The organism is Bacillus sp. PS237 (assembly GCF_037963345.1).
Lineage (GTDB): Bacteria > Bacillota > Bacilli > Bacillales > Bacillaceae > Bacillus > Bacillus subtilis.
This window is the reverse complement of record NZ_CP150156.1, coordinates 2,618,307-2,639,648: the sequence shown is the minus strand read 5'-3', so window position 1 is coordinate 2,639,648 and position 21,342 is coordinate 2,618,307. Positions and strand designations below refer to the sequence as shown.

The following is a 21,342-nucleotide window of genomic DNA, read 5'->3' as shown; positions in this document are numbered from 1 at the left end:
CCTGACTACCATTTATTTTGTATCCTTAATTGTCGAAAACATAGGAATAATTCCACTTTTGAAAGATCTAGTTTATGGTACATTGATAAATATATGGGAGGGGAGGGGGCATGGTATCTGAAAGTAAATCCTTAACTGGATGTAAGAAAGTCAAACGTACGGCATTTATAAGGGGAGGGTATAAGGTGAATAAGTTAAAGAGGCTAAGTATGCTAACGGTGATGATTGCATCTGTGTTCATTTTTTCTAGCCATGCACTTGCGGCTCAGTATTATACGGTTTCAACAAGCAGCGGTGCTCCTGTCAACATGCGCAGCGGCCCAGGTACAAGTTGGGGAATTGTAACGACCATTCCGAGCGGAACCCGCATCCCGATCTATTGCTACAAAACCGGTACAACTGTAACTGGAAAGTATGGAACGAGCAATATTTGGAATTACACAGAGCGGACGCTTGCCAGCGGGGAGATCGTTCCTGGATTTGTCTCTGATACATATATGTATACAGGCTCAGACGGTCCGGTTGTTCCTAAATGCAGCTGGTAGCCTATGTTCTATCGTTTCTTAAAATGAAGGAATTGAAGAAAGAGGGATGACATTGACTAAACTGAAAATGCTGAGTATGTTAACCGTGATGATTGCATCTTTATTCATTTTTTCCAGTCAGGCACTTGCCGTTCAGTACTTTACTGTCTCAACAAGCAGCGGTGCGCCTGTCAATATGCGCAGCGGTCCTGGTACAAATTATCCTATTATGCTTTCCATTCCGAGTGGCTCCCGTGTTCCTTATTATTGTTACGCTTATGGAACGACTGTTACAGGGAAGTATGGAACGAGTAATATCTGGGACCAAATCCAGTGGAAAGATTCCCGGGGTGTCGTGAATATTGGATATGTGTCTGACACATATGTGTACACAGGTTCAGACGGCCCTGTCGGTTACAAATGCAATTAGCTAAATACTCCGTACAATAGAATCTCTTCTTAAGGGCCTATCTAGGACGAACCATACCAACAACAATAGTTGGTATGGTTTTTGCTGCGATGAAGTCTTCCATACCTGCATTTGTGGTGATTTTCAAAAGAGATTCATGATGTTAGACACTGGTTGTTGTTGAGGACAAAATAACGAGCCGCTTTAGAGTTGTATCTAATGGTATAAAATACGGAATTAAGATAGGAAATAATCAATAGGAGAACGTAATGTACAAACCTATTTTTCGATGAAATCCCTAATATCACTTTGGTTAAACATCTCACATTGCGTTCTCGTTAGTGAAAAGTTCTTTTTACGCTTCGTGAAATCTTCTCCAATTCCATAGTTAGTTTCACCTGTCCTATTTTGAAAATTTTAATCAATCCTTAACACGTATGTTTCTTTTCTTTTTCTAACATGTCGTGTAACCTCTCAGAAAATTCTTTATGGTACATTGTGTACCCCGTATGATTTCCGGGGAATTCAACCCATTCTGTTTCCAATTGTTCCGCTAGGGCGTTCGCGCAACGATAAGGAAAAAGCTCCCGAGAAGCACTTCCGCCAGCTGGGAGTATCTTCATCGGTGAAGATGTAAACACAGTTTTTAATGCTTCGAAATCTAATGTATAGCTGAGAATTCCTTGAATTTCATACTCAGTGAAATACGTTGAATTGCCGAGAAGCCGCTTTGTCAGGACAGCCTTTGATTGTTCGTCTGTCTCTAATCTTGACATTAATTTAATGACTTCACTTCGATGATTTTTCTTAAGGTCTTCCATGAATTGCTCGGCTTGTTTCAGCTCATTTCCATGCAGAAGCTGCAATAAGATTGGTTCGTGTGGGATCATGACATGTACTTGTTCGGGATGGCGTATGCACAGATCAAGCCCGATAACAGCCCCGGAGCTGCTTCCAAATACATAGGCCGGCTTATTGGTGATTTTGGCTAGAAGACGGTGAGCATCGTCACTGTGTGTTTCCACACGGTAACCCTCAATCTGATTGGCGAGATTGCTGCGGGAATGGCCGCGGCGATCATAAGTAACAACCGTGTACCAGTTAGCCAGATGATTGGCAACATGATGGAACTTGTCGGCATCACCGCCTCCTCCGTGGACCAAAAGAATGATTGGACCAGAGCCACGCACCTGATAGTGGATGTTCGCGCCGGGTACTTGCAACGTTCCATTGTTTATCGTCATTTGTAGGACCTTCCTTTCTTCTCATCTCCCTTAACTTTACACAATTGGCCAATGGTATCATATGCAGGAAATAACTAAGAAACAAACTCGCCATATAAAAAGCACTGATTATTTTTTATCAGTGCTTCCGTTTTGTTTATTTAGAGTAGACAATTTTTTTTATTGTTTCAATAGAGAGGTGATATTCATCAGATAATTGATGAATGGTTTTGCCGTTTTTAAATGCTTTTTTAATAGAAGCGTTTCTGTCATCGATCAGCTTTCTTGTTCCTGAACACGCACCCCATTTTTGATGAGAGGATTCAGGTTTAGGGATATATATTGTTTTTCCTTGAACATACTTTTGAATTTCCGATATCAGCTTTTCAGGTAAAATAGCGGTTGCTTTTACATATGCCATTTCTGCCAGCTCCTTATTTTTTTATGTCAAATAAGGTGCAAAGCCACTATATCAGAAAAGCTTACTTGGGCGATCTTTTAGAAAGTCTACCCCATGCAAAGTATCGCCTTCCCAATAGTAGGCTTTGCATGGGACGTTGCGGAATCTGGCATTCTCATCTTGCTTGCCATTACATCACCTCCCTAACGATTTTCGATGATCACTTCCATTATAAAATAGAGTAAAGCCTTATGGCATCTTGTTAATGAAAGTTGAAGCAGTATGAAAATCAAGGGACCTTCCCAGTGAGAGGGGCTAAGGCTGATTGGCAATGAATAGAGTAAGATTCAAGCTATATTACTTTAGATTCAAAATATTGACAAATTGATGTATTTTCAACAATAGGGCAGTTTCTTCATGTATACTGAGTCTGTATTTACAATATTTAGAAAGGGGAAGTGAAATGAAAATCAGTATGCAAAAAGCAGATTTTTGGAAAAAAGCAGCGATCTCATTACTTGTTTTCACCATGTTTTTTACCCTGATGATGAGCGAAACGGTTTTTGCGGCGGGACTGAATAAAGATCAAAAGCGCCGGGCGGAACAGCTGACAAGTATCTTTGAAAACGGCACAACGGAGATCCAATATGGATATGTAGAGCGATTGGATGACGGGCGAGGCTATACATGCGGACGGGCAGGCTTTACAACGGCTACCGGGGATGCATTGGAAGTAGTGGAAGTATACACAAAGGCAGTTCCGAATAACAAACTGAAAAAGTATCTGCCTGAATTGCGCCGTCTGGCCAAGGAAGAAAGCGATGATACAAGCAATCTCAAGGGATTCGCTTCTGCCTGGAAGTCGCTTGCAAATGATAAGGAATTTCGCGCCGCTCAAGACAAAGTAAATGACCATTTGTATTATCAGCCTGCCATGAAACGATCGGATAATGCCGGACTAAAAACAGCATTGGCAAGAGCTGTGATGTACGATACGGTTATTCAGCATGGCGATGGTGATGACCCTGACTCTTTTTATGCCTTGATTAAACGTACGAACAAAAAAGCGGGCGGATCACCTAAAGACGGAATAGACGAGAAGAAGTGGTTGAATAAATTCTTGGACGTACGCTATGACGATCTGATGAATCCGGCCAATCATGACACCCGTGACGAATGGAGAGAATCAGTTGCCCGTGTGGACGTGCTTCGCTCTATCGCCAAGGAGAACAACTATAATCTAAACGGACCGATTCATGTTCGTTCAAACGAGTACGGTAATTTTGTAATCAAATAAGCAGTGAGGAAAAGAAACCGCTGCAGATGAACTCAATCTAAAAGATACCAATGATGTTGGTATCTTTTTATTTGCAGTAAAAAGTATTCAATTTTCTCTATAATGATTATGTCATGCTTGAGGCAGATACATGAAAGGACCTTGGCGATTTCATAAAAAACAATATAGAGGCTTTTTTAAAGCCATGCAAGATTACAATGGATCTGTGCAAGAAGGCGCATTCAATCCATCTATTAACGATGGAAAGGGGGGAGGCTTTTTGCACAGTCCATCTACATCATTTGATAGTCTCCATGCGTATAAACTGTTCCGTCCATAATACGTCGTGCGGTACGGACGATCTTTATACCAGTGGGCTCCACCATTGTTTCAATAATACCAGAAGAATGAGCTAGCCGAACCTTTGTAGAGTGGTTTTTTGCTATTCTTGCAGGGATTGCACCTTCCACTGAAAGGGCTCTTGTTGTACATATCGCTCCAGTGACAGCCAGTGCTTGATGTGGCTTTTGCATGGACATCATCCTGATGTGTAAGTCCATCTCAACGCTTGAATGCCAAGCACCTGTACTATCTTTATATTTCTCTGGTTTTGCTACTATAGCCAGTTTGGGGACAGCCGGCGATAACTTTGTAGCTGAAAATCGACTGGCAAAGCCGCATTTCTCTGCCGCAATGGATCTTAATTCTTCAAATTGAGCCAACTGTAGATCAGTAAATTCTTCTGCAAGTTCCGTTCCATCCAGGCCGATACTGCTCGCTTCCACAAAAACTAATGGATTTGCATAGTCGATAATAGACACCTCTATTTGGCCTTGACTTGTATCTAAAAACTCCGAACTATTTCCAGTAGGCAATAAATGACCGGTAACTGAACCAGCGGCATCATGAAAGTTTAAATAGATTGGAGATCCAGATCCAGGTACTCCAGATATCGTAACATCTCCGTCATATTTGACCTGACCGTCTTCCACTTCTACTTCCGCAATGATCATTTTATTCGTATTGGTATTCAGGATCCTTACCGCAGTCATTGGTTCTTTCGCTTTTACAAGTCCTTCTTCAATAGCAAATGGACCAACAGCAGCGGAGATATTTCCGCAGTTCCCCTTAAAGTCCACCTTTTCTTCCGAAATGCTGACTTGACCGAAAGTATAGTGAACATCAATATCCGAAGTATATGCTTTCTTTATTATTGCCACTTTACTAGTAAGGGAATTACCGCCACCCAAACCATCTATTTGTCTTTTATCAGGACTTCCCATGACATCAAGCAAAAAGGGCTCCCATTCGTTTTTATTGTTAGGCATGGCTGATTCGTGGAAAAAAACGCCTTTGCTTGTTCCGCCTCTCATGATTGTTACATTCGTCTTGACCATCGTCATCATCCTCATCTTAAAGGTAGTATTTTTTATGTTTTTTAGTGTAGAAGGTAAAAAAATAAAAATAAAATATAAGTTTTCTTAATATTCGATAAAAAAACTTTTATAATTGTGAAAGAAGGACTAGAAAGGAAGATGAAAATGGATGAGAAAGATTGGATTTTATTGAAAATTCTTCACGAAGAACAAAGTGTAACAAAAACAGCAGAACGATTATTTACATCACAGCCTTCCATCACTTATCGGTTGAAAAAGATTGAGGAGATTTTCGGAATTGAATTATTCACCAAAAGGCATAAAGGAATTACCTTTACTGCGGAAGGAGAACACTTGGTTGCTTATGCAAGAAGAATGCTACAGGAACTTCAAGATACCAAAGATCATATCTCTAATCTAAGCAAAGAGGTGCAAGGACATCTAAGGCTGGGGGTATCAAGCAATTTCGCTCAATATAAGCTCCCTAAGTTATTAAGGGAATTTTCCACTATGTATCCTAATGTCCAATATAGTGTACAAACAGGCTGGAGCACAGATGTCATGAAATTATTAGATGCTGGTATTGTACAAGTCGGTATACTGAGAGGAAGCCATCGCTGGAAAGGGGTGGAGGAACGGCTGACACGGGAAAAATTACATATCATCTCAAAAAAACCAATAACGATAGAGCAACTTCCTTTTTTACCTTTTATCAAATATAAAACGGATGCTTCTTTAAAAACGATTATAGAAGATTGGATGCATACGAATCTAAAACAAGCCCCCATTATTGCAATGGAAGTGGATCGACAAGAGACTTGCAAAGAGATGGTAAAGCATGGTCTTGGTTACTCCATAGCACCAGAAATTTGCCTGCAGGAATCTGATCATTTGTACACAATGGAACTGTATAATGCTAAGGGTAAGCCTCTAATGAGAGATACTTGGCTAATGTACGATCAAAAATCATTAGGAATCAAACTCGTTAAAGCATTCATTGATTTTTTAAAGGGTGAACAAATGGTAACCATTTAAAGTTATGATAGAATTTTTTTTGAAACACAGTAAAAAAATATTTATTTAACTTATTACACCGTATAAGATATGTTAATCAAAAGTCATTTGAAAGCGCATTCTTGGAGGTGTAATATGCTTACTATTTTAGGTTTTTCGATGGTAACTGTTTTTACAATATTAATAATGACAAAGAAAGTCTCGCCTATTGTTGCCTTGACCATCACTCCCATTGTTTTTGCTCTTATTGGAGGTTTTGGTAAGGGTATTGGCGACATGATTTTAGAAGGAATTCAAACAGTTGCAAGTTCAGCGGCATTGCTATTGTTTGCTATTCTTTTTTTCGGAATTTTAATTGATGCAGGTTTATTTGATCCGCTAATAGAAAAAATTTTATCTATAGTAAAGGGAGACCCTGTGAAAATAGCGATAGGGTCTGCCGTCTTGGCAATGCTTATCGCTTTAGATGGGGACGGTACAACAACCTATATGATAACAGTCTCAGCAATGTTACCTTTGTATAAAAGAATTGGTATGAATCCCATGGTTATGGCGACATTAGCAATGCTGTCGTTGAGTATCGTTAGCGGAATGACTCCATGGGGCGGACCAGCTACAAGAGCGATTTCAGTGCTGGGTTTGGATCCTTCAGATTTCTTTGTGCCATTACTTCCGACCATGCTTGGAGGTATTGCTTGTGTGATATTTCTGGCTTTTCTAATGGGAAGGAAAGAGAGGAATCGAATAGGCATCGTTCAATTAGAGCCTAGACATATAACAAAGGACAGCTCTCAATCTTATATGGCTGCTACTTTGGAGAGCGAACAATTGAAAAGGCCACGCTTAATATATCTTAATTTATTCCTCGTTATAAGTATCATGGTGTTTATTGTGCTTGGAACTAAGCATCCGTCAGTTTTATTTTTAATTGGTTTTGTTCTTGCCCTTACTATAAATTATCCGAATGTAAAAATGCAGAAGGAGCGAATCGCCGAGCATTCTGGTAATGCCATAACCGTGGTATTATTGGTATTTTCAGCAGGAGTATTTGCTGGTATATTATCCGGGACAAAGATGGTGGATGCCATAGCAGGATCATTAATATCCATCATCCCCTCATCAATGGGAGGGTTTTTCCCCGTTATTGTAGCACTCACTAGTATTCCGTTTACTTTTGTTTTATCAAATGATGCATATTACTTTGGTATGGTACCTATCTTTGCAGAAGCTGCCTCAGCATATGGTATAGAACCAGTAGAAATTGCAAGGGCTTCTATAATGGGGCAGCCGGTTCATCTGATGAGTCCATTGGTTGCGTCAACAGTATTGCTAGTAAGCATGCTTAAAATGGACTTGGGGTCATTTCAAAGGTTTGCCGTTAAGTGGGCTGTAATTACATCATTAGTTATTACGTTGTTAGCAATCATTACAGGGGCTATTACTATTTTGTAAAGAAACAATAATAATATTTAGACTGCCAATGAATCATTAGTTTGATTGATTTAAATACAGCTGAAAGGGGTCCCAAGCTGATCAAGCCAGTTGTCTTTCCAGTTACTCTATTGTTTAGGGTTCTTTTTTAAGCGGCAGCATTTTTGTCGATGTTTAGCCAGCATTTTCAGCACGATGTGGAAAAGACAAGAGACAAACATGCTCTTGTCTTTCTTAATATGATAGTTCAGTATAAATATTTAAGAAAAATGTCAGTATTGAGTAATGAATGTATCACCAGGCGTATGCCTCAGGTGTCTCTCCTCCAGGTCCGGGAAAGATATCATTTAACATGCGGAGAATCTCCTTATCCAGACTGATTTCAACGGCTTTTATCGTATCACGCAGCTGCTCAACCGTTCGTGGTCCGATGATCGGCGCAGTTAAAACTGGATTTGCCAGCACCCATGCCAAAGCCACATTTGCTTCTTTTTCTCCTAGTTCTTTGCATAAATCTGAAAATTTCTCGAGTTGCAAACGATGTTTTTCAATTAAATCTGCTCTTTTTGCTGTACGAGTTCCGGCATTGCTTTTCAATGCCTTCCCGCCAAGAAGCCCTCCTGCAAGGGGACTCCACGCCACTACTCCTAAACCAAGATCCCGTGCAGCCGGCAGCACTTCCATTTCAGCTGTTCGTTCTAATAAACTATACTTATGCTGTTCAGTGACGAGTCCCATGAATCGCCGTTTTTCAGCTTCAGCTTGCGCTTTAACTAAATGCCAGCCTGCAAAATTACTGGATCCAATATAGTCTACTTTGCCGGAGCGAACCTGAGTCTCAAAAGCTTCCCATATCTCATCCCACGGTGTCCGCCTATCGATATGATGCATTTGGTACAATTCGATATGATCTGTCTGAAGCCGCTTCAGTGATCCTTCCAGATGACGTCTGATTTTGTATAGAGACAAGCCCCTCATATCATTTGGTCCGTCATTCGGATCAGAAATCGGTTCATATACTTTTGTCGCCAGAACAACTTTCTCGCGGCGCTGTCCTCCTTGTGCAAACCATTTTCCAATGATGCTCTCTGTCAATCCTGCGTTTTTGCCCCAGCCGTAAATATTGGCAGTATCAAAAAATTGAATGCCGTTATCAAGTGCTTCATCCATGATACGGAACGCAGTCTTTTCGTCTGTATCAACTCCAAAATTCATCGTGCCTAAACATAAACGGCTCACCCGCAATCCTGTTCTCCCTAAATAGGTATACTCCACAACAAACCTCTCCTTTATCATTATTTTTGGCAACAGCTGCAATACAATTGATTCAACAATTGTTTGCTCTTTGTTACGATTAAAAAGACGAAGCAAATGTAAAGCAGACGCAAAATTATAGGAGGTTTTTTCAAATGAATATAGAGGATCTATGGGATCAATTTCATCAGCCGTTAAAAACATATATTTCACATAGGGTTAACGATCAATCTATCGTTGATGACCTCTTGCAAATCGTATTTATGAAAATACAAGTGCATCTCCCAAATCTGATCGATGAACAAAAGATCGACAGCTGGATTTATCGGATCACTAGAAATACGATTATTGATTTTTACCGTACAAAAAAAACAAGCGAAATATTGCCTGATGTTCTACATTTTAATGACAGTGCAGAGGAAGAAAATTTCACCAAGGAAGCAACTGTGTGTATTCGATCGACCATCAAACGGTTGCCTGAAAAGTATCGAGAGGCGCTCGAGTTAACTGATTTCCAGGGGTTATCACAAAAAGAGTTGAGTGAAAAGCTCGGCATTTCTTACTCCGGAGCAAAATCAAGGGTACAACGCGGACGTGGAAAATTAAAACAGCTGCTTGAGGGGTGCTGTCACATTGAAGCGGATCGATATGGAAATATCGTAGACTTTCGTATTTTAAAGGAATAACTGATGAACATAGTCAGTTATTCCTTTAAAATAGGCCATCCGCATGAAGAGCATTTTTCCTTTGATGTTTGCAAGAGATGTATGTATAATAAATCGTAATGTTTTCGATTTAATAAAAAAGGAGTGTTGGAATGAACATTTTATTTTCAAAACGGCTAGGCATATTAACGATTGGTTCATTACTAGTTTTGGCAGGATGTCAGACTTCCGGTTCTTCTGCAGGTGAGTCTAATCAAACAACATCATCCTCAGCAGTTGAAGAAGACTCTTCCAAAACGCAAGAGCAAACATCTGACAGTCATACACACGAACATTCTCACGATCATAGTCATGCGCATGATGAAGAAACAGAAAAAATATATGAAGGCTATTTTAAAAACAGCCAAGTAAAGGATCGCTTACTTTCTGATTGGGAAGGAGATTGGCAATCTGTATATCCATACCTGCAAGATGGTACTCTTGACGAAGTGTTTTCATATAAATCAGAACACGAAGGCGGCAAGACAGCTGAAGAATATAAAGAGTATTATAAAAAAGGCTATCAAACAGATGTTGACCGTATTGTAATCCAGAAAGATACTGTAACGTTCTTCAAAAATGGAAAAGAATATTCTGGTAAGTATACGTATGACGGATACGAAATTCTAACCTATGATGCGGGCAATAGAGGGGTAAGATACATATTCAAACTAGCTAAAAAAGCAGAAGGGCTGCCTCAGTATATTCAGTTTAGTGATCATAGTATTTACCCGACTAAAGCTAGTCATTACCATCTCTATTGGGGGGACGACCGTGAAGCTTTACTTGATGAAGTCAAAAACTGGCCTACTTACTACCCGTCAAAAATGGATGGACACGATATTGCCCATGAGATGATGGCTCATTAAATGATGATTACTCTATGAAAGTTGTTCTGCCATAGCCATTTTTTCTGTGGAGAATTGATAGAATGGGGAAAAAACTGATTGAGACCATTCAGTATCCGCCATATTATTGTGACGTGGCATACCTTGAGTCATCTCACATGAAGAGTAGAAGAAACCTATTTCAAAATAAAAAATCATTGGATGTATGGCAGTGGATTACGCTTGAAATCTATTGGCTTATATGAAGCAAAGAAGAGACCCAAAAACCGCAAAGCTTCTTCAAGAAAGCTTTGCGGTTTTTTATATGTCTAAGCCTCGATTCATCTCACCATAAAAATGCATTTCAACTTTCTCTTTTGATCGACAATAGTCCATAAAGGGAAGAATAATTCCCTCACAAAGAAGTCGTGGCAGTAATCTCCATAGGTGTGTTTGCATGGCCCACTTTAATGGTTTTGTTTAAATCTAATAAAAAACAGACGCCATAAAGATTTCTTATGGCGTCTGATGGATATGAGGTAAGGTGTGTTCTTAATAGCCACCAAAGAAAGATGTCCCAACGATGATTAATAGGATGAATAGAACTACGATTAATGGAAATGACCTCATAACATCACCTTCCTTAAAAGAGGATAGTACATGATATGCAGATCGAGCTTATTCGATAGTGATGCTAGTTTAATTGATGTAAAAATATTTTTAAGGCTGGACTGCTAACTGATCTTTATTAGTTATTGGATCATACTTATGATTTTGGAATGAATCCGTTTCAAAGTGATGTGTTGTTCTCGGCCAATCGTTGGCTAATCTTCCTGATGCAATCGAGCTATATGAAGCCATCCCTCTTTTATGAAAGTACACCCAAAACTTCTCTCTCTTGCAGACCCTTAATCATTTGACTTGCATATCGAGCGTAAGCATGCCTCATCTAAAAATAAAGTGCACCATCTGCTATTTGTTTTAACATTTTTAAGACAGTGATGCACACCTTTTGCGTTGAGCAAATGGAACAGGTTCAGAAGGGGCGAGCTGCCCTTACTTCACCCAGATAAAAGACGGGGATAGACGGCATGTACCGAAGCTAACTGAAAGTTAAATTGAAATGAAAAAAGGGGCATGTTAAGCCCCCTTTAAGACTATCGAGAGCTTCTCAATAGCCTAACGCATTGTATGTTTAACATGTTTTAATTTTTGACAACGGATAAACTGACACTGTTGCCTGAGACTGTTACTTTAGCGAAGTCTTGTGTATCAATTACAGGTGTTATTGCTTTGTTGTCGATGGTGATGTTTGTAAAAGATGTTGAAAAGTTTGATTTGATAGATTGGCGTGACCCTGTTGTTGCAACTGTAGCGAGCGCTTTCCATTTTGAGATGGAGCCGACATTTGTTTTGCTGATTTCTGAAATGAGACGGCCGTTGTATCCGGCATTGTTCGTGCCCCAGTATGTAGCGCGGGTATTGCCGTTAAGGTTTTTGTAGATGGTAAGTTGTACGGTGCTGCCGGGACGGAAGCCTTTCGTATTCGTGAATTGGCTTCCTCCTTCGAGGTACTGAACCTGATCCTGTCCTTTTGAACCGACTTTCATATATGGTTTCCATACATTATATTTATCACTGTACTGAAACCCGATATCGGATTCTGTGCCTCCGCTAAAACCAGAGTAGATGTAGGCTGTCCCATTTGAAACCTGAGTGGAGCTAGGAAGCTGGATTTTCGTAACAAGAATGGCACCATTACTGTTCAAGTAAGCCCTCCCGCCGATTCCATCAGTTAGCTGTGATGCAGCTTCTGCGGTTTTTGGACTAATAATACCCGGTACATCTACTGCACATGTGCCAAAAAGCACGGTTGCCGTAAGCGCACCCGCAAGCAGACCTTTTTTCATCATCATTATTTCCCCCTATCATTATAATTAGAAAACGCTATCATCTTGTATTATAAAACATTATGAAAATAATTCCATAATAAACATGCACATAGATACAGAATTTACACATTATGACTTTGTGCATCTGGCAAACGGTCGATTCGCAATCGTGAAAAATCTCCTGTGAAGTGTAAATGTTACGATAACTTTTCAATCGAGACTTGTGTTTTATTGAAATAGAAAAGCTATAGAGAGGGGGGAGAAATAAGAGGGGAAAGAGAGAAAACACTGTAATCAGATATGTGTGTATAACTCAATTGTTTGTTAGAAAAAAAGTGGGCTTTTTAAGCCCGCTTCTTAGTTCATGTTTCTCTTCAGGAGATTGTCTTTTTCATTTACATTCAATGTCCAACATGACTCCTTTGAGTTTCATCTAATATTTCAAACAATCTTTTGTACTTTGATATGACTTCTTGGTCCACAATTTTATGGCCAGAATTGAAAAAGGTGATTGAGCCCGATCCTTTACCAAGCTGGTTACGATCTGCAAGAACTTTTTTCAACTGTTTTGCAGTACCGACACTGCCTGAAATCATATCAACTTTTATCCCAAACAGTTTTTCAAAACTGTTTTTGAAAAACGGAAAATGAGTGCATCCTAACACAATCGTTCCATATTGTTTCAGATCAAAAGAAGATAGTTCGTTCTTTAGATATTTAATGATTTTGTCTTCACTAAAATCAAAGTTCTCAGCAAATTCAACTAGTCCTGGAAGAGCTAAGCAATCAACAAGGTCATGGTGATCAATTTCTTTAACTAGATTATGAAATTTCTCTTCTTTAAGCGTCAAATTAGTAGCAACTACCAGAACTCTTTTTCTTTCCTCTGTACATTTATTTATAGCAGGCTTTACAGCGGGTTCGATTCCGATTATCGGAAAGTCGAAGTTTCTCCGAAGATCCTCTATCGCAATGCTAGTAGCTGTATTACACGCAATAACAAGAGCTTTGATATTTTGACTGGCCAGAAATTCAGCTGCATTGAAAATATATTCTTTAACTTTACCCTTTGATTTTTCACCGTATGGAACGTTTAACGTATCTGCATAAAAAATGTAATCTTCATAAGGAAGAACTTTTATGGCCTCATACAATACAGTCATGCCACCAATTCCTGAATCAAAAAATCCTATTTTCATCACTTCTCACGCTTTCTGTCTCATTCTTTTTTTATCATATGACTTTATATCATCTGAATCAAACGAAAAAGAACCATTTTACTATTCAAATTTAATATGGGAGCTATCGATTATTCGAATAGGGAGCAAAACTTGAGAAGGGGAGATAAGATCGAAATGTTGGTAATGTATTGTGGTTGTGGTGAAATTATCAAGATCGCATCGTATCAATGTGATGATTGATAACCCGATTCAAATTAGCTTTGAAAATGTAGGAGTATTTAGATTTCCAGAGTCAGTGGATGAAATTACGAAAAAAAAAGCAAACTGCCTGTCAAAGTTTGCTTTTTGCTCTATCAATGAGGTGCGCCTATATTTTTATATCCTCTTGGCAAAGCTGATTTAAAAGCTGCTTAACCGAAATTTCCTCAGTCAATGACCGTATCCCTTGACCTGCCCATAAAGACATCTGATCATGGTTATTTTGAAGTGAAGCCTTCTGTCTCATTGCCTTCGTTAGTGTATTTTGATAAGGGTACGGAAGGGTTTGTGTCTCAAACTGTTCATTTTCTTCCATCCATTTATTTACGATTCCTCTGGCCTCTTTACCTGAAAATAATGTCGTAAGCTTTGTATCTGCTTCGTTTGCTTCTAGTATTTTCTGTTTATGCACTGGATGTGCGTTACTCTCGTGACAAATTAAAAAGGCAGAACCGATTTGAACGCCTTGGGCTCCGAGGGTTAAAGCTGCTTTTACTCCTCTGTGGTCTATCATTCCCCCAGCAGCTATGACAGGTACGCTCAGTGCATCTGCTGCTTGTGGAATCAGAGCCATTAAACCTACGGCAGATTCACCTTTGGAAGGTAAGAATGCTCCGCGATGTCCACCGGCTTCACTTCCTTGAAGGACTACTATATCCATTCCCCGTTCTTCCATTAACAATGCTTCTTCTACTGTTGAAGCGGTTCCTATTAAACAGCATCCAGCGGTTTTTAGCTCCTTTACTGCGTCTTCAGGCGGCAGATCAAAAGTGAATGAGCAAGCCTTAACCTTGTATTTTAAAATTAGATCAATTTTTTGATAGAAGTCATCCCACTCTTCTTGTACAGATGTGAATTGATTTACTTGATTAGCTAACGGTATGTTTTCTTTCCACTTTTTAATCTGATCTTTTGGTGGCATCTCTAGACCTAGCGGAACAAACACATTAATTTGAAAAGGAGCGTCTGTCAGCTCAAATATTTCTTTTATTTGTTGTTCTAGGAGGTCTGGCGTAAGATACCCCGATGCTAAGCTGCCAAGAGCACCTTGATTCGAAACTGCAGATGCAAGTCGGGGCTTTGTAATACCGCCAGCCATTGGAGCTTGAATAATCGGTTTTGTTAAAGAAAACTTTTTCATAAATTCATTCATACCGAATCCTCCCGTTAAGACATGATTTTTGAAAAAAGTGTCATTTTAAAATTTACTCAAAAACTCGTATTCGCTTAAATATATCGTTTTCCTTCTTTTTGTCAATCTCTCATACCAGTTAACATGTCGATAAAGCAGGGGGGATTAAAGTGTGTCAAAGATAGTGTCGTCCCATGGCGGCTCTACAAAAAACTGAATATTCATGTAGTCCGTCATAGTTGATATCTGATTTTGAGATGTCTTGCATCTTAATATTGAATGATATATAGGAGAACATCATGTAAAATAAAGCTTAGAAGAATACATCACATTCAAGAGTAAAAAAATCTATAAGACGTTTTACAGTTAGATATTAAGGCTGAAACGGAGGAACATGTAATGCGAAGTGAGCAGGAAATGATGGACATTTTTTTGGACTTTGCTTTGAACGATGAGAGAATCCGATTGGTCACTTTGGAAGGGTCACGTACAAACAGAAATATCCCTCCTGACAACTTCCAAGATTATGACATCTCGTATTTTGTAACTGATGTAGAATCTTTTAAAGAAAATGATCAGTGGCTCGAAATCTTTGGGAAGCGCATTATGATGCAAAAACCAGAAGATATGGAGCTTTTTCCTCCCGAATTAGGTAATTGGTTTTCATACATTATTCTTTTTGAGGATGGCAACAAATTAGATCTAACCCTTATTCCAATTCGTGAAGCAGAAGATTATTTTGCTAATAACGATGGTTTGGTTAAGGTATTGCTTGATAAGGATTCGTTCATCAACTATAAAGTGACCCCAAATGATCGCCAATACTGGATAAAAAGGCCGACTGCAAGGGAATTTGATGATTGCTGTAATGAGTTCTGGATGGTTTCGACTTACGTAGTAAAAGGACTAGCAAGAAATGAAATCCTTTTTGCCATTGACCATTTAAATGAAATTGTACGTCCTAATTTATTGAGAATGATGGCCTGGCATATCGCATCTCAGAAAGGGTATTCATTTAGTATGGGGAAGAACTATAAATTTATGAAGCGGTACCTTTCAAATAAAGAATGGGAGGAACTCATGTCTACATATTCTGTGAATGGGTATCAGGAAATGTGGAAGTCTTTATTTACTTGCTATGCATTATTTAGAAAGTATTCAAAAGCTGTATCAGAAGGTCTTGCATATAAGTATCCTGATTACGATGAAGGTATTACTAAGTATACGGAAGGTATTTATTGCTCAGTAAAGTGATAAGAATATAGGATTGTCTTCATATGATATTTGATTCTCGCTGACAATGGAGACCAAGTAGTCAGATGTTTGTAAAAAGATGCGTAAATCGTTACGTTTAAGAATGTCTACGCATTTTACTATGATTATTCTTGTCCGAAATTTTTGTTCTTTTTAACGAAAGGAGGCATTATAATTAACCTATAAGCACATTGAAAAAACAAAAGAATGAAAAGGAGGATTTTTGTGTTTCAAACCTTAGACCATTTTTTGAAATCTTGGGAGTTCGAAGCAGATGCTACACAGAAACTATTAAATAGTCTGACTGATGAATCACTTAAACAAGAAATAACTTCACAAAATTGGACTCTAGGCCGTATTGCTTGGCATACTGTTGCTGCCATTGGCATCATTACCTCAAACACAGACTTAACGTTCCAAGCCCCAGCTGAAGATTATCCTGTTCCAACTTCTGCTCAGTTTATAGCTGACAGCTATCATCAAGCCAGTAATGCATTTGTACAGGCATTAAAAACCCAATGGACTGACCATACACTTCAAGAACGTATCAACTTTATTGGACAACAAATGCCTAACGGTTCACTTTTGATGTTTTTAATTCAACATCAAAACCACCATCGGGGACAAATGACTGTTCTTATGAGACAAGCAGGTTTAACTGTTCCAGGTATTTATGGTCCAGCAAAAGAAGAATGGGCAAAATTTGGTTTGGAAGCCCCGAAAATGTAATTAACCTTTTTATAAAAAGTTACGCTATGACAACATATAAGAAGATGTTTTGATCAATCTTTTTTCAAAACATGTTCTTTTTTTGTTCGTTTACAATGATAAGAACATATTCGAATCATTTTTATTCCAAACCACTTCAAATGACAACGTTCTTCCGCTTTATTGTTGGCCTGTTCCCAACGATGTAAGTATAATTTTTAATGCTGTCAAATCTTCGATACACATATCTATAGATTCCTCTCTAACAAAACCCCCGCTTTTTCTGCCATCACTCGAGGTGGGGAAGGCATTTCATTTTTCAACCACCATTCGACTACTCCTACGTATGCATTTGCAACAAATTCAGCAGCGATCGATGGTTCAGAAATTCCAATGAAACATTCAGGTGTTGCTCAATTTTTGAATAAAAGCAGCTGCGCCAAAAGGAAGCCTATTGGAAGAGTCTAGCTGAGTTGGAACGTCTTCTCAAAAGGGAAGGCAATTTATTTACTGTAATTCATACAATGAGTAAAGCCTCCCAGGTATAATCTTTACTTCGTTCGACAAATTCTGCAAATTGTAGACAACTTCCTGATTATTTGGATAATTAACTGAATAGGAGGGGAAAAGTTGTCATATTTCATTATACTTATCATCGTTCTATTATCGGAGCATTGGTAACAGCAGCAGTCGGTATCATCTCTTCAAAAGTAGAGGTAATCTCGCCGAAAACTACAATAGAATCTAAAGAGGAAGAACAGAAAAGTTTTTATACGCTGAAATAAAGCAGAGAAAGAGCATCTCCTGCGGGGGTGTTTTTTATAGAGGAGTTGGAAAAACTGAATCAGACTAATTTACTTTTAAGATTCACCCTTGAAATTGCTGCACTAATCTCCTTAGGGGTGTATGCTTGGATAAGCTTTAATGGTTATTTTAAATATGTTTTAACTTTGGTTTTACCTATTGCAGTTATGATTGTCTGGTCTGTATTTGCAGTACCTCATGATCCTAGTCGAAGCGGACAAACTGTAATAGCTGTAAACGGAGTAACAAGGTTAGTTATTGAATTATTGATCTTTGCAATGGCTGTTGCAGCGCTTTATTTTAGTTATTTAAAACCAGTTAGTATTGTCTTTTTATGTCTTATAATACTCCACTACATCATTTCAGCTGAGCGTATCAAATGGCTTCTAAATCAATAGTTTTTCATTTCAGCACTCGTTATTAGAGTGTTTTTTATTATTCTCTGTAGAGCCAGTGATTCTCAGATTAGATTTGAAGGTTAACGGCTTGGGCACAGTTGCAGTATAGAACGCATTTTCCAATAAAGAAGGCGCTCATTTGAAATTCATCATTAAACAATTGTACAAAAGTAAAATTTGTATTTAGAATGTAGTAATAAATAGAAATTCTACGTAGGAGGGTATCTTGTGGAAGAAAAGAAAGCTTTAATCATTGTGGATGTACAAAAAGCCTTCGATGATAAAAAATGGGGGGAACGGAATAACGTAAAGGCGGAAGAAAACATTAGTAAAATACTAGAATTATGGAGAGAAAAAGGATGGACAGTCATATACATACAACACACTTCTGATAAACCTCATTCTTTATTCCATCCAAAGAATGAAGGGTTTGCAATAAAGGAAATAGTTAAGCCTATGGATGAAGAAGTCATTATAACCAAGACAGTAAATAGCAGCTTTATTGGTACGAATTTAGAAGAATTCTTAAAATTAAATGAAATAACCACTGTAGTCATAACTGGTTTAACCACGCCTCACTGTGTATCAACCACCACAAGAATGAGTGGTAATTTAGGGTTTGATACATACCTGATTTCAGATGCAACAGCAGCCTTCGGAATGAGAGACCAAAATGATACATATTATGATGCGGCGACTATTCATAATATATCTCTAGCTACATTGCATGATGAATTTGCCACAATATTGACAACTGATCAATTAATAAATGATTTTATAAAAACTCACTGATGAAAAACATTTTGGCACAGTAAAACGGCAGGCGCCTTTCCAATAGGAAGGGCGCTTTAATTCGATTTCCTGCTTTACTGCTCAGAGGAGGTGCATCAATGTTTCTTTATCGACAAGCAAGAGCAGATGAAGTAAGCAAAGTGGCAAAGCTATTCCATCAATCTTTCAATCAATATCCTTTTATGGATTTACTCGTAAAACGCGAAAAAAAGATCATTCATTTATTTTTGAAATGCATAAAGTACTGACAAGAGCATATTTTAAAAAGCATTTCTTTTTTGTTGGCATTCAGAATGGTGAAATGGTTGTTGCCGCTCTATTAAAACATCGTGATAAACCCGACATTAAACTTGATCGATTATATAGCAGCAGGGGGGATAACATTAATCAAAATGGGGCTAAAAAATTTTCCAAATCCTTAAAAGAGCCGGCATAGAAGTATTAGGAGTTTCGCCATTTTATCAGGGAAAGAGTTTAGGCAGCAAAATGATTAATGACTGTCTCATATCTTTTATTTCAAAATGCGGGGACGGCATTTTGGCCCTTATCATGAATACTGATCTCAATGGATCATTTTACAAATCGTCCTGATTTTATATTTAAAGATTATCATAACCTTTCAAAGATGGAGGTCGAATGAATGTCTTCAAAAGAAAAAAAGAGTGTAACCATTTTGACGGAAAGTCAATTGTCTTCGAGAGCATTTAAAGATGAAGCGTATGAATTTTATAAAGAATTGCGAAAATCACAGGCTCTCTACCCATTATCTTTAGGAGCTCTGGGGAAAGGCTGGCTCATATCGAGATATGATGATGCAATACATTTATTAAAGAATGAAAAATTAAAGAAAAACTATGAAAATGTATTTACCGCAAAAGAAAAACGTCCTGCTCTATTGAAGAATGAAGAGACTTTAACAAAACATATGCTTAATTCAGATCCCCCTGATCACAACCGCTTGCGAACTCTTGTTCAAAAAGCATTTACGCATCGGATGATTTTGCAGTTGGAAGACAAAATCCAGCATATCGCAGATTCTTTATTGGATAAAGTGCAGCCCAACAAATTCATGAACCTAGTAGACGATTATGCGTTTCCATTGCCGATTATCGTGATAAGTGAAATGCTCGGCATTCCCTTGGAAGATCGTCAAAAATTCAGAGTATGGTCGCAAGCAATTATTGATTTTTCAGATGCCCCTGAAAGACTTCAGGAGAATGACCACTTGTTAGGGGAGTTTGTTGAATATCTGGAATCCTTAGTTCGCAAAAAAAGGAGAGAACCTGCAGGAGATTTAATCAGTGCATTAATTCAAGCGGAAAGTGAAGGCACACAATTAAGTACAGAAGAATTGTACTCGATGATTATGCTGCTTATCGTTGCAGGTCATGAAACAACCGTAAACTTAATCACCAATATGACATATGCTCTGATGTGTCACCATGATCAACTAGAAAAGCTCCGCCAGCAGCCGGACTTGATGAATTCAGCCATAGAAGAAGCATTGCGGTTTCACAGCCCTGTTGAGCTAACGACAATTCGCTGGACGGCTGAACCGTTTATACTGCATGGGCAGGAGATTAAACGGAAAGATGTGATCATCATTTCTTTAGCATCAGCAAACCGTGATGAAAAGATATTTCCAAATGCCGACATATTTGATATTGAAAGAAAGAACAACCGCCATATTGCTTTTGGCCATGGCAATCATTTTTGTCTTGGTGCACAGCTAGCCCGCTTAGAAGCAAAGATTGCGATTTCCACCTTATTACGCCGCTGTCCAAATATACAGTTAAAAGGCGAAAAGAAACAAATGAAATGGAAAGGGAATTTTCTGATGAGAGCACTCGAAGAACTGCCGATTAGTTTTTAATTTTTAGGGGATATGTGATTTTCAAACATATCTTGTTTTACTCCTCAATTAGATTAAACGATAGTAAAAGCTGTAACATAAAAATTTGATATGATAGCTTTTTAAAAACAAAGTTTAGCATTATTTATGCCTACCGGGTATGAAGATGTCTTGCAAACACCAATAGTTTCATCCTATCGGTGTTTTTTATTTGTTTTCAGCCTCATTTGGACAAACAGCTGTTACATAGTAAACGTTTGTTAAGATAAAATAATGGAGGGCATAGTTTCTAATGAGAAAAATAATAATAGATGGAAGAGACTTTGAAAATATAGAAGTTTTACATGATGATTTAAAAGATAAACTAGACTTCCCAGACTACTATGGGAGAAATTTAGACGCTTTATGGGATTGCCTGACAGGGTGGGTGGATTTGCCGCTCACTTTAGTCTTGAAAAATTTTGAGTTCAGCAATACATTTTTAGGTTCATACGCTGACGATGTATTAGAAGTTATACAAGAGGCTCAAGAAGAACTAAAGGACGAATTTAAAATAATAATAGAGTAGACTTTCTGTTTTGCGAATTTTAACAATTTTCGTTCGCGGAAAAAGGCAATAGGGCACCGCAAATT

The 21,342-nt window shown here is 38.4% G+C and carries 23 protein-coding genes and 1 pseudogene; 15 read left to right on the top strand and 9 right to left on the bottom strand.

Going from position 1 to position 21,342, the window contains the following annotated elements:
* Nucleotides 1-185 precede the first annotated feature (185 nt).
* Nucleotides 186-545, top strand: a complete 360-nt coding sequence (locus NST22_RS13735; protein ID WP_004399021.1) for an SH3 domain-containing protein — start codon at nucleotides 186-188, stop codon at nucleotides 543-545.
* Nucleotides 546-597: 52 nt separating this feature from the next.
* A complete protein-coding gene (locus tag NST22_RS13730) occupies nucleotides 598-954 on the top strand; it encodes an SH3 domain-containing protein (RefSeq protein ID WP_004398671.1) in 357 nt (118 codons plus the stop codon).
* Between the two features lie 407 nt (nucleotides 955-1,361).
* Here the strand turns inward: NST22_RS13730 and NST22_RS13725 are convergent, their stop codons facing one another.
* The gene (locus tag NST22_RS13725; RefSeq protein WP_003229849.1) at nucleotides 1,362-2,177 is read right to left on the bottom strand and encodes an alpha/beta hydrolase; all 816 of its coding nucleotides are present in this window, start codon (nucleotides 2,175-2,177) and stop codon (nucleotides 1,362-1,364) included.
* Nucleotides 2,178-2,313: 136 nt separating this feature from the next.
* Nucleotides 2,314-2,577, bottom strand: coding sequence for a CD3324 family protein (locus NST22_RS13720; protein WP_003229850.1), 264 nt, complete (start codon nucleotides 2,575-2,577; stop codon nucleotides 2,314-2,316).
* A 442-nt stretch (nucleotides 2,578-3,019) separates the two neighbouring features.
* Here NST22_RS13720 and csn point away from each other — a divergent pair, with 442 nt between their 5' ends.
* Nucleotides 3,020-3,853 (top strand): chitosanase, encoded by an 834-nt coding sequence (gene csn / locus NST22_RS13715; protein ID WP_003229851.1) that lies wholly within the window; start codon nucleotides 3,020-3,022, stop codon nucleotides 3,851-3,853.
* A gap of 272 nt (nucleotides 3,854-4,125) precedes the next feature.
* On the opposite strand, the gene NST22_RS13710 is transcribed toward csn, so the two are convergent.
* On the bottom strand, nucleotides 4,126-5,229 hold the full coding sequence (locus NST22_RS13710; RefSeq protein ID WP_009967865.1) for a 2-methylaconitate cis-trans isomerase PrpF family protein: 1,104 nt from the start codon (nucleotides 5,227-5,229) through the stop codon (nucleotides 4,126-4,128).
* A gap of 144 nt (nucleotides 5,230-5,373) precedes the next feature.
* On the opposite strand from NST22_RS13710, the gene NST22_RS13705 reads away from it, so the two are divergent.
* Together NST22_RS13705 and NST22_RS13700 are read left to right on the top strand one after the other, a co-directional pair.
* Complete coding sequence (locus NST22_RS13705) at nucleotides 5,374-6,243, top strand: LysR family transcriptional regulator (RefSeq protein WP_004398819.1); 870 nt, start codon at nucleotides 5,374-5,376, stop codon at nucleotides 6,241-6,243.
* Nucleotides 6,244-6,357: 114 nt separating this feature from the next.
* Nucleotides 6,358-7,674: a CitMHS family transporter gene (locus tag NST22_RS13700; RefSeq protein ID WP_003246029.1), complete on the top strand. Its 1,317-nt coding sequence runs from the start codon at nucleotides 6,358-6,360 to the stop codon at nucleotides 7,672-7,674.
* A gap of 273 nt (nucleotides 7,675-7,947) precedes the next feature.
* On the opposite strand, the gene NST22_RS13695 is transcribed toward NST22_RS13700, so the two are convergent.
* The gene (locus NST22_RS13695) at nucleotides 7,948-8,928 is read right to left on the bottom strand and encodes an aldo/keto reductase (protein ID WP_004398762.1); all 981 of its coding nucleotides are present in this window, start codon (nucleotides 8,926-8,928) and stop codon (nucleotides 7,948-7,950) included.
* 134 nt (nucleotides 8,929-9,062) lie between these two features.
* Here NST22_RS13695 and sigZ point away from each other — a divergent pair, with 134 nt between their 5' ends.
* The 3 genes from sigZ to NST22_RS13680 all read left to right on the top strand — a co-directional run bounded on the left by sigZ (nucleotide 9,063) and on the right by NST22_RS13680 (nucleotide 10,704).
* Entirely contained in the window at nucleotides 9,063-9,593 is a 531-nt protein-coding gene (gene sigZ, locus NST22_RS13690) for an RNA polymerase sigma factor SigZ (protein ID WP_004398507.1), read from the top strand.
* A gap of 131 nt (nucleotides 9,594-9,724) precedes the next feature.
* Nucleotides 9,725-10,480, top strand: coding sequence for a metal-binding protein ZinT (locus NST22_RS13685; RefSeq protein ID WP_003229858.1), 756 nt, complete (start codon nucleotides 9,725-9,727; stop codon nucleotides 10,478-10,480).
* Nucleotides 10,481-10,542: 62 nt separating this feature from the next.
* Complete coding sequence (locus NST22_RS13680) at nucleotides 10,543-10,704, top strand: hypothetical protein (RefSeq protein WP_003245984.1); 162 nt, start codon at nucleotides 10,543-10,545, stop codon at nucleotides 10,702-10,704.
* Nucleotides 10,705-10,990: 286 nt separating this feature from the next.
* On the opposite strand, the gene NST22_RS13675 is transcribed toward NST22_RS13680, so the two are convergent.
* From NST22_RS13675 to NST22_RS13660, 4 genes are all read right to left on the bottom strand, one after another.
* Nucleotides 10,991-11,068: a YjcZ family sporulation protein gene (locus NST22_RS13675; RefSeq protein WP_072175780.1), complete on the bottom strand. Its 78-nt coding sequence runs from the start codon at nucleotides 11,066-11,068 to the stop codon at nucleotides 10,991-10,993.
* A 575-nt stretch (nucleotides 11,069-11,643) separates the two neighbouring features.
* A complete protein-coding gene (locus tag NST22_RS13670) occupies nucleotides 11,644-12,351 on the bottom strand; it encodes a YrpD family protein (RefSeq protein ID WP_009967863.1) in 708 nt (235 codons plus the stop codon).
* 380 nt (nucleotides 12,352-12,731) lie between these two features.
* Nucleotides 12,732-13,529: a glutamate racemase gene (gene murI / locus NST22_RS13665; protein ID WP_003229860.1), complete on the bottom strand. Its 798-nt coding sequence runs from the start codon at nucleotides 13,527-13,529 to the stop codon at nucleotides 12,732-12,734.
* A gap of 349 nt (nucleotides 13,530-13,878) precedes the next feature.
* Nucleotides 13,879-14,922, bottom strand: a complete 1,044-nt coding sequence (locus tag NST22_RS13660) for a nitronate monooxygenase (RefSeq protein WP_003229861.1) — start codon at nucleotides 14,920-14,922, stop codon at nucleotides 13,879-13,881.
* A gap of 378 nt (nucleotides 14,923-15,300) precedes the next feature.
* Between NST22_RS13660 and aadK the strand changes: the two genes are divergently transcribed.
* Nucleotides 15,301-16,155, top strand: a complete 855-nt coding sequence (gene aadK, locus NST22_RS13655) for an aminoglycoside 6-adenylyltransferase AadK (RefSeq protein ID WP_003229862.1) — start codon at nucleotides 15,301-15,303, stop codon at nucleotides 16,153-16,155.
* 225 nt (nucleotides 16,156-16,380) lie between these two features.
* Nucleotides 16,381-16,884, top strand: a complete 504-nt coding sequence (locus NST22_RS13650) for a DinB family protein (RefSeq protein WP_004399152.1) — start codon at nucleotides 16,381-16,383, stop codon at nucleotides 16,882-16,884.
* 227 nt (nucleotides 16,885-17,111) lie between these two features.
* Here NST22_RS13650 and NST22_RS13645 read toward each other — a convergent pair.
* Nucleotides 17,112-17,228 (bottom strand): annotated as a pseudogene (locus NST22_RS13645) (TetR-like C-terminal domain-containing protein); the annotation flags it as partial.
* Between the two features lie 465 nt (nucleotides 17,229-17,693).
* Between NST22_RS13645 and NST22_RS13640 the strand changes: the two are divergent.
* From NST22_RS13640 to NST22_RS13620, 5 genes are all read left to right on the top strand, one after another.
* The gene (locus NST22_RS13640; RefSeq protein ID WP_010886579.1) at nucleotides 17,694-18,065 is read left to right on the top strand and encodes a YrdB family protein; all 372 of its coding nucleotides are present in this window, start codon (nucleotides 17,694-17,696) and stop codon (nucleotides 18,063-18,065) included.
* 228 nt (nucleotides 18,066-18,293) lie between these two features.
* Nucleotides 18,294-18,857 carry a cysteine hydrolase family protein gene (locus NST22_RS13635; protein WP_004398700.1) on the top strand — a complete coding sequence of 188 codons (564 nt, stop codon included), beginning with the start codon at nucleotides 18,294-18,296 and terminating at the stop codon, nucleotides 18,855-18,857.
* 98 nt (nucleotides 18,858-18,955) lie between these two features.
* Nucleotides 18,956-19,105, top strand: coding sequence for a hypothetical protein (locus NST22_RS13630; RefSeq protein WP_003229864.1), 150 nt, complete (start codon nucleotides 18,956-18,958; stop codon nucleotides 19,103-19,105).
* A 392-nt stretch (nucleotides 19,106-19,497) separates the two neighbouring features.
* Entirely contained in the window at nucleotides 19,498-20,730 is a 1,233-nt protein-coding gene (locus tag NST22_RS13625) for a cytochrome P450 (RefSeq protein WP_003229866.1), read from the top strand.
* 271 nt (nucleotides 20,731-21,001) lie between these two features.
* Nucleotides 21,002-21,277, top strand: a complete 276-nt coding sequence (locus tag NST22_RS13620; protein WP_004398814.1) for a barstar family protein — start codon at nucleotides 21,002-21,004, stop codon at nucleotides 21,275-21,277.
* Nucleotides 21,278-21,342: the final 65 nt, after the last annotated feature.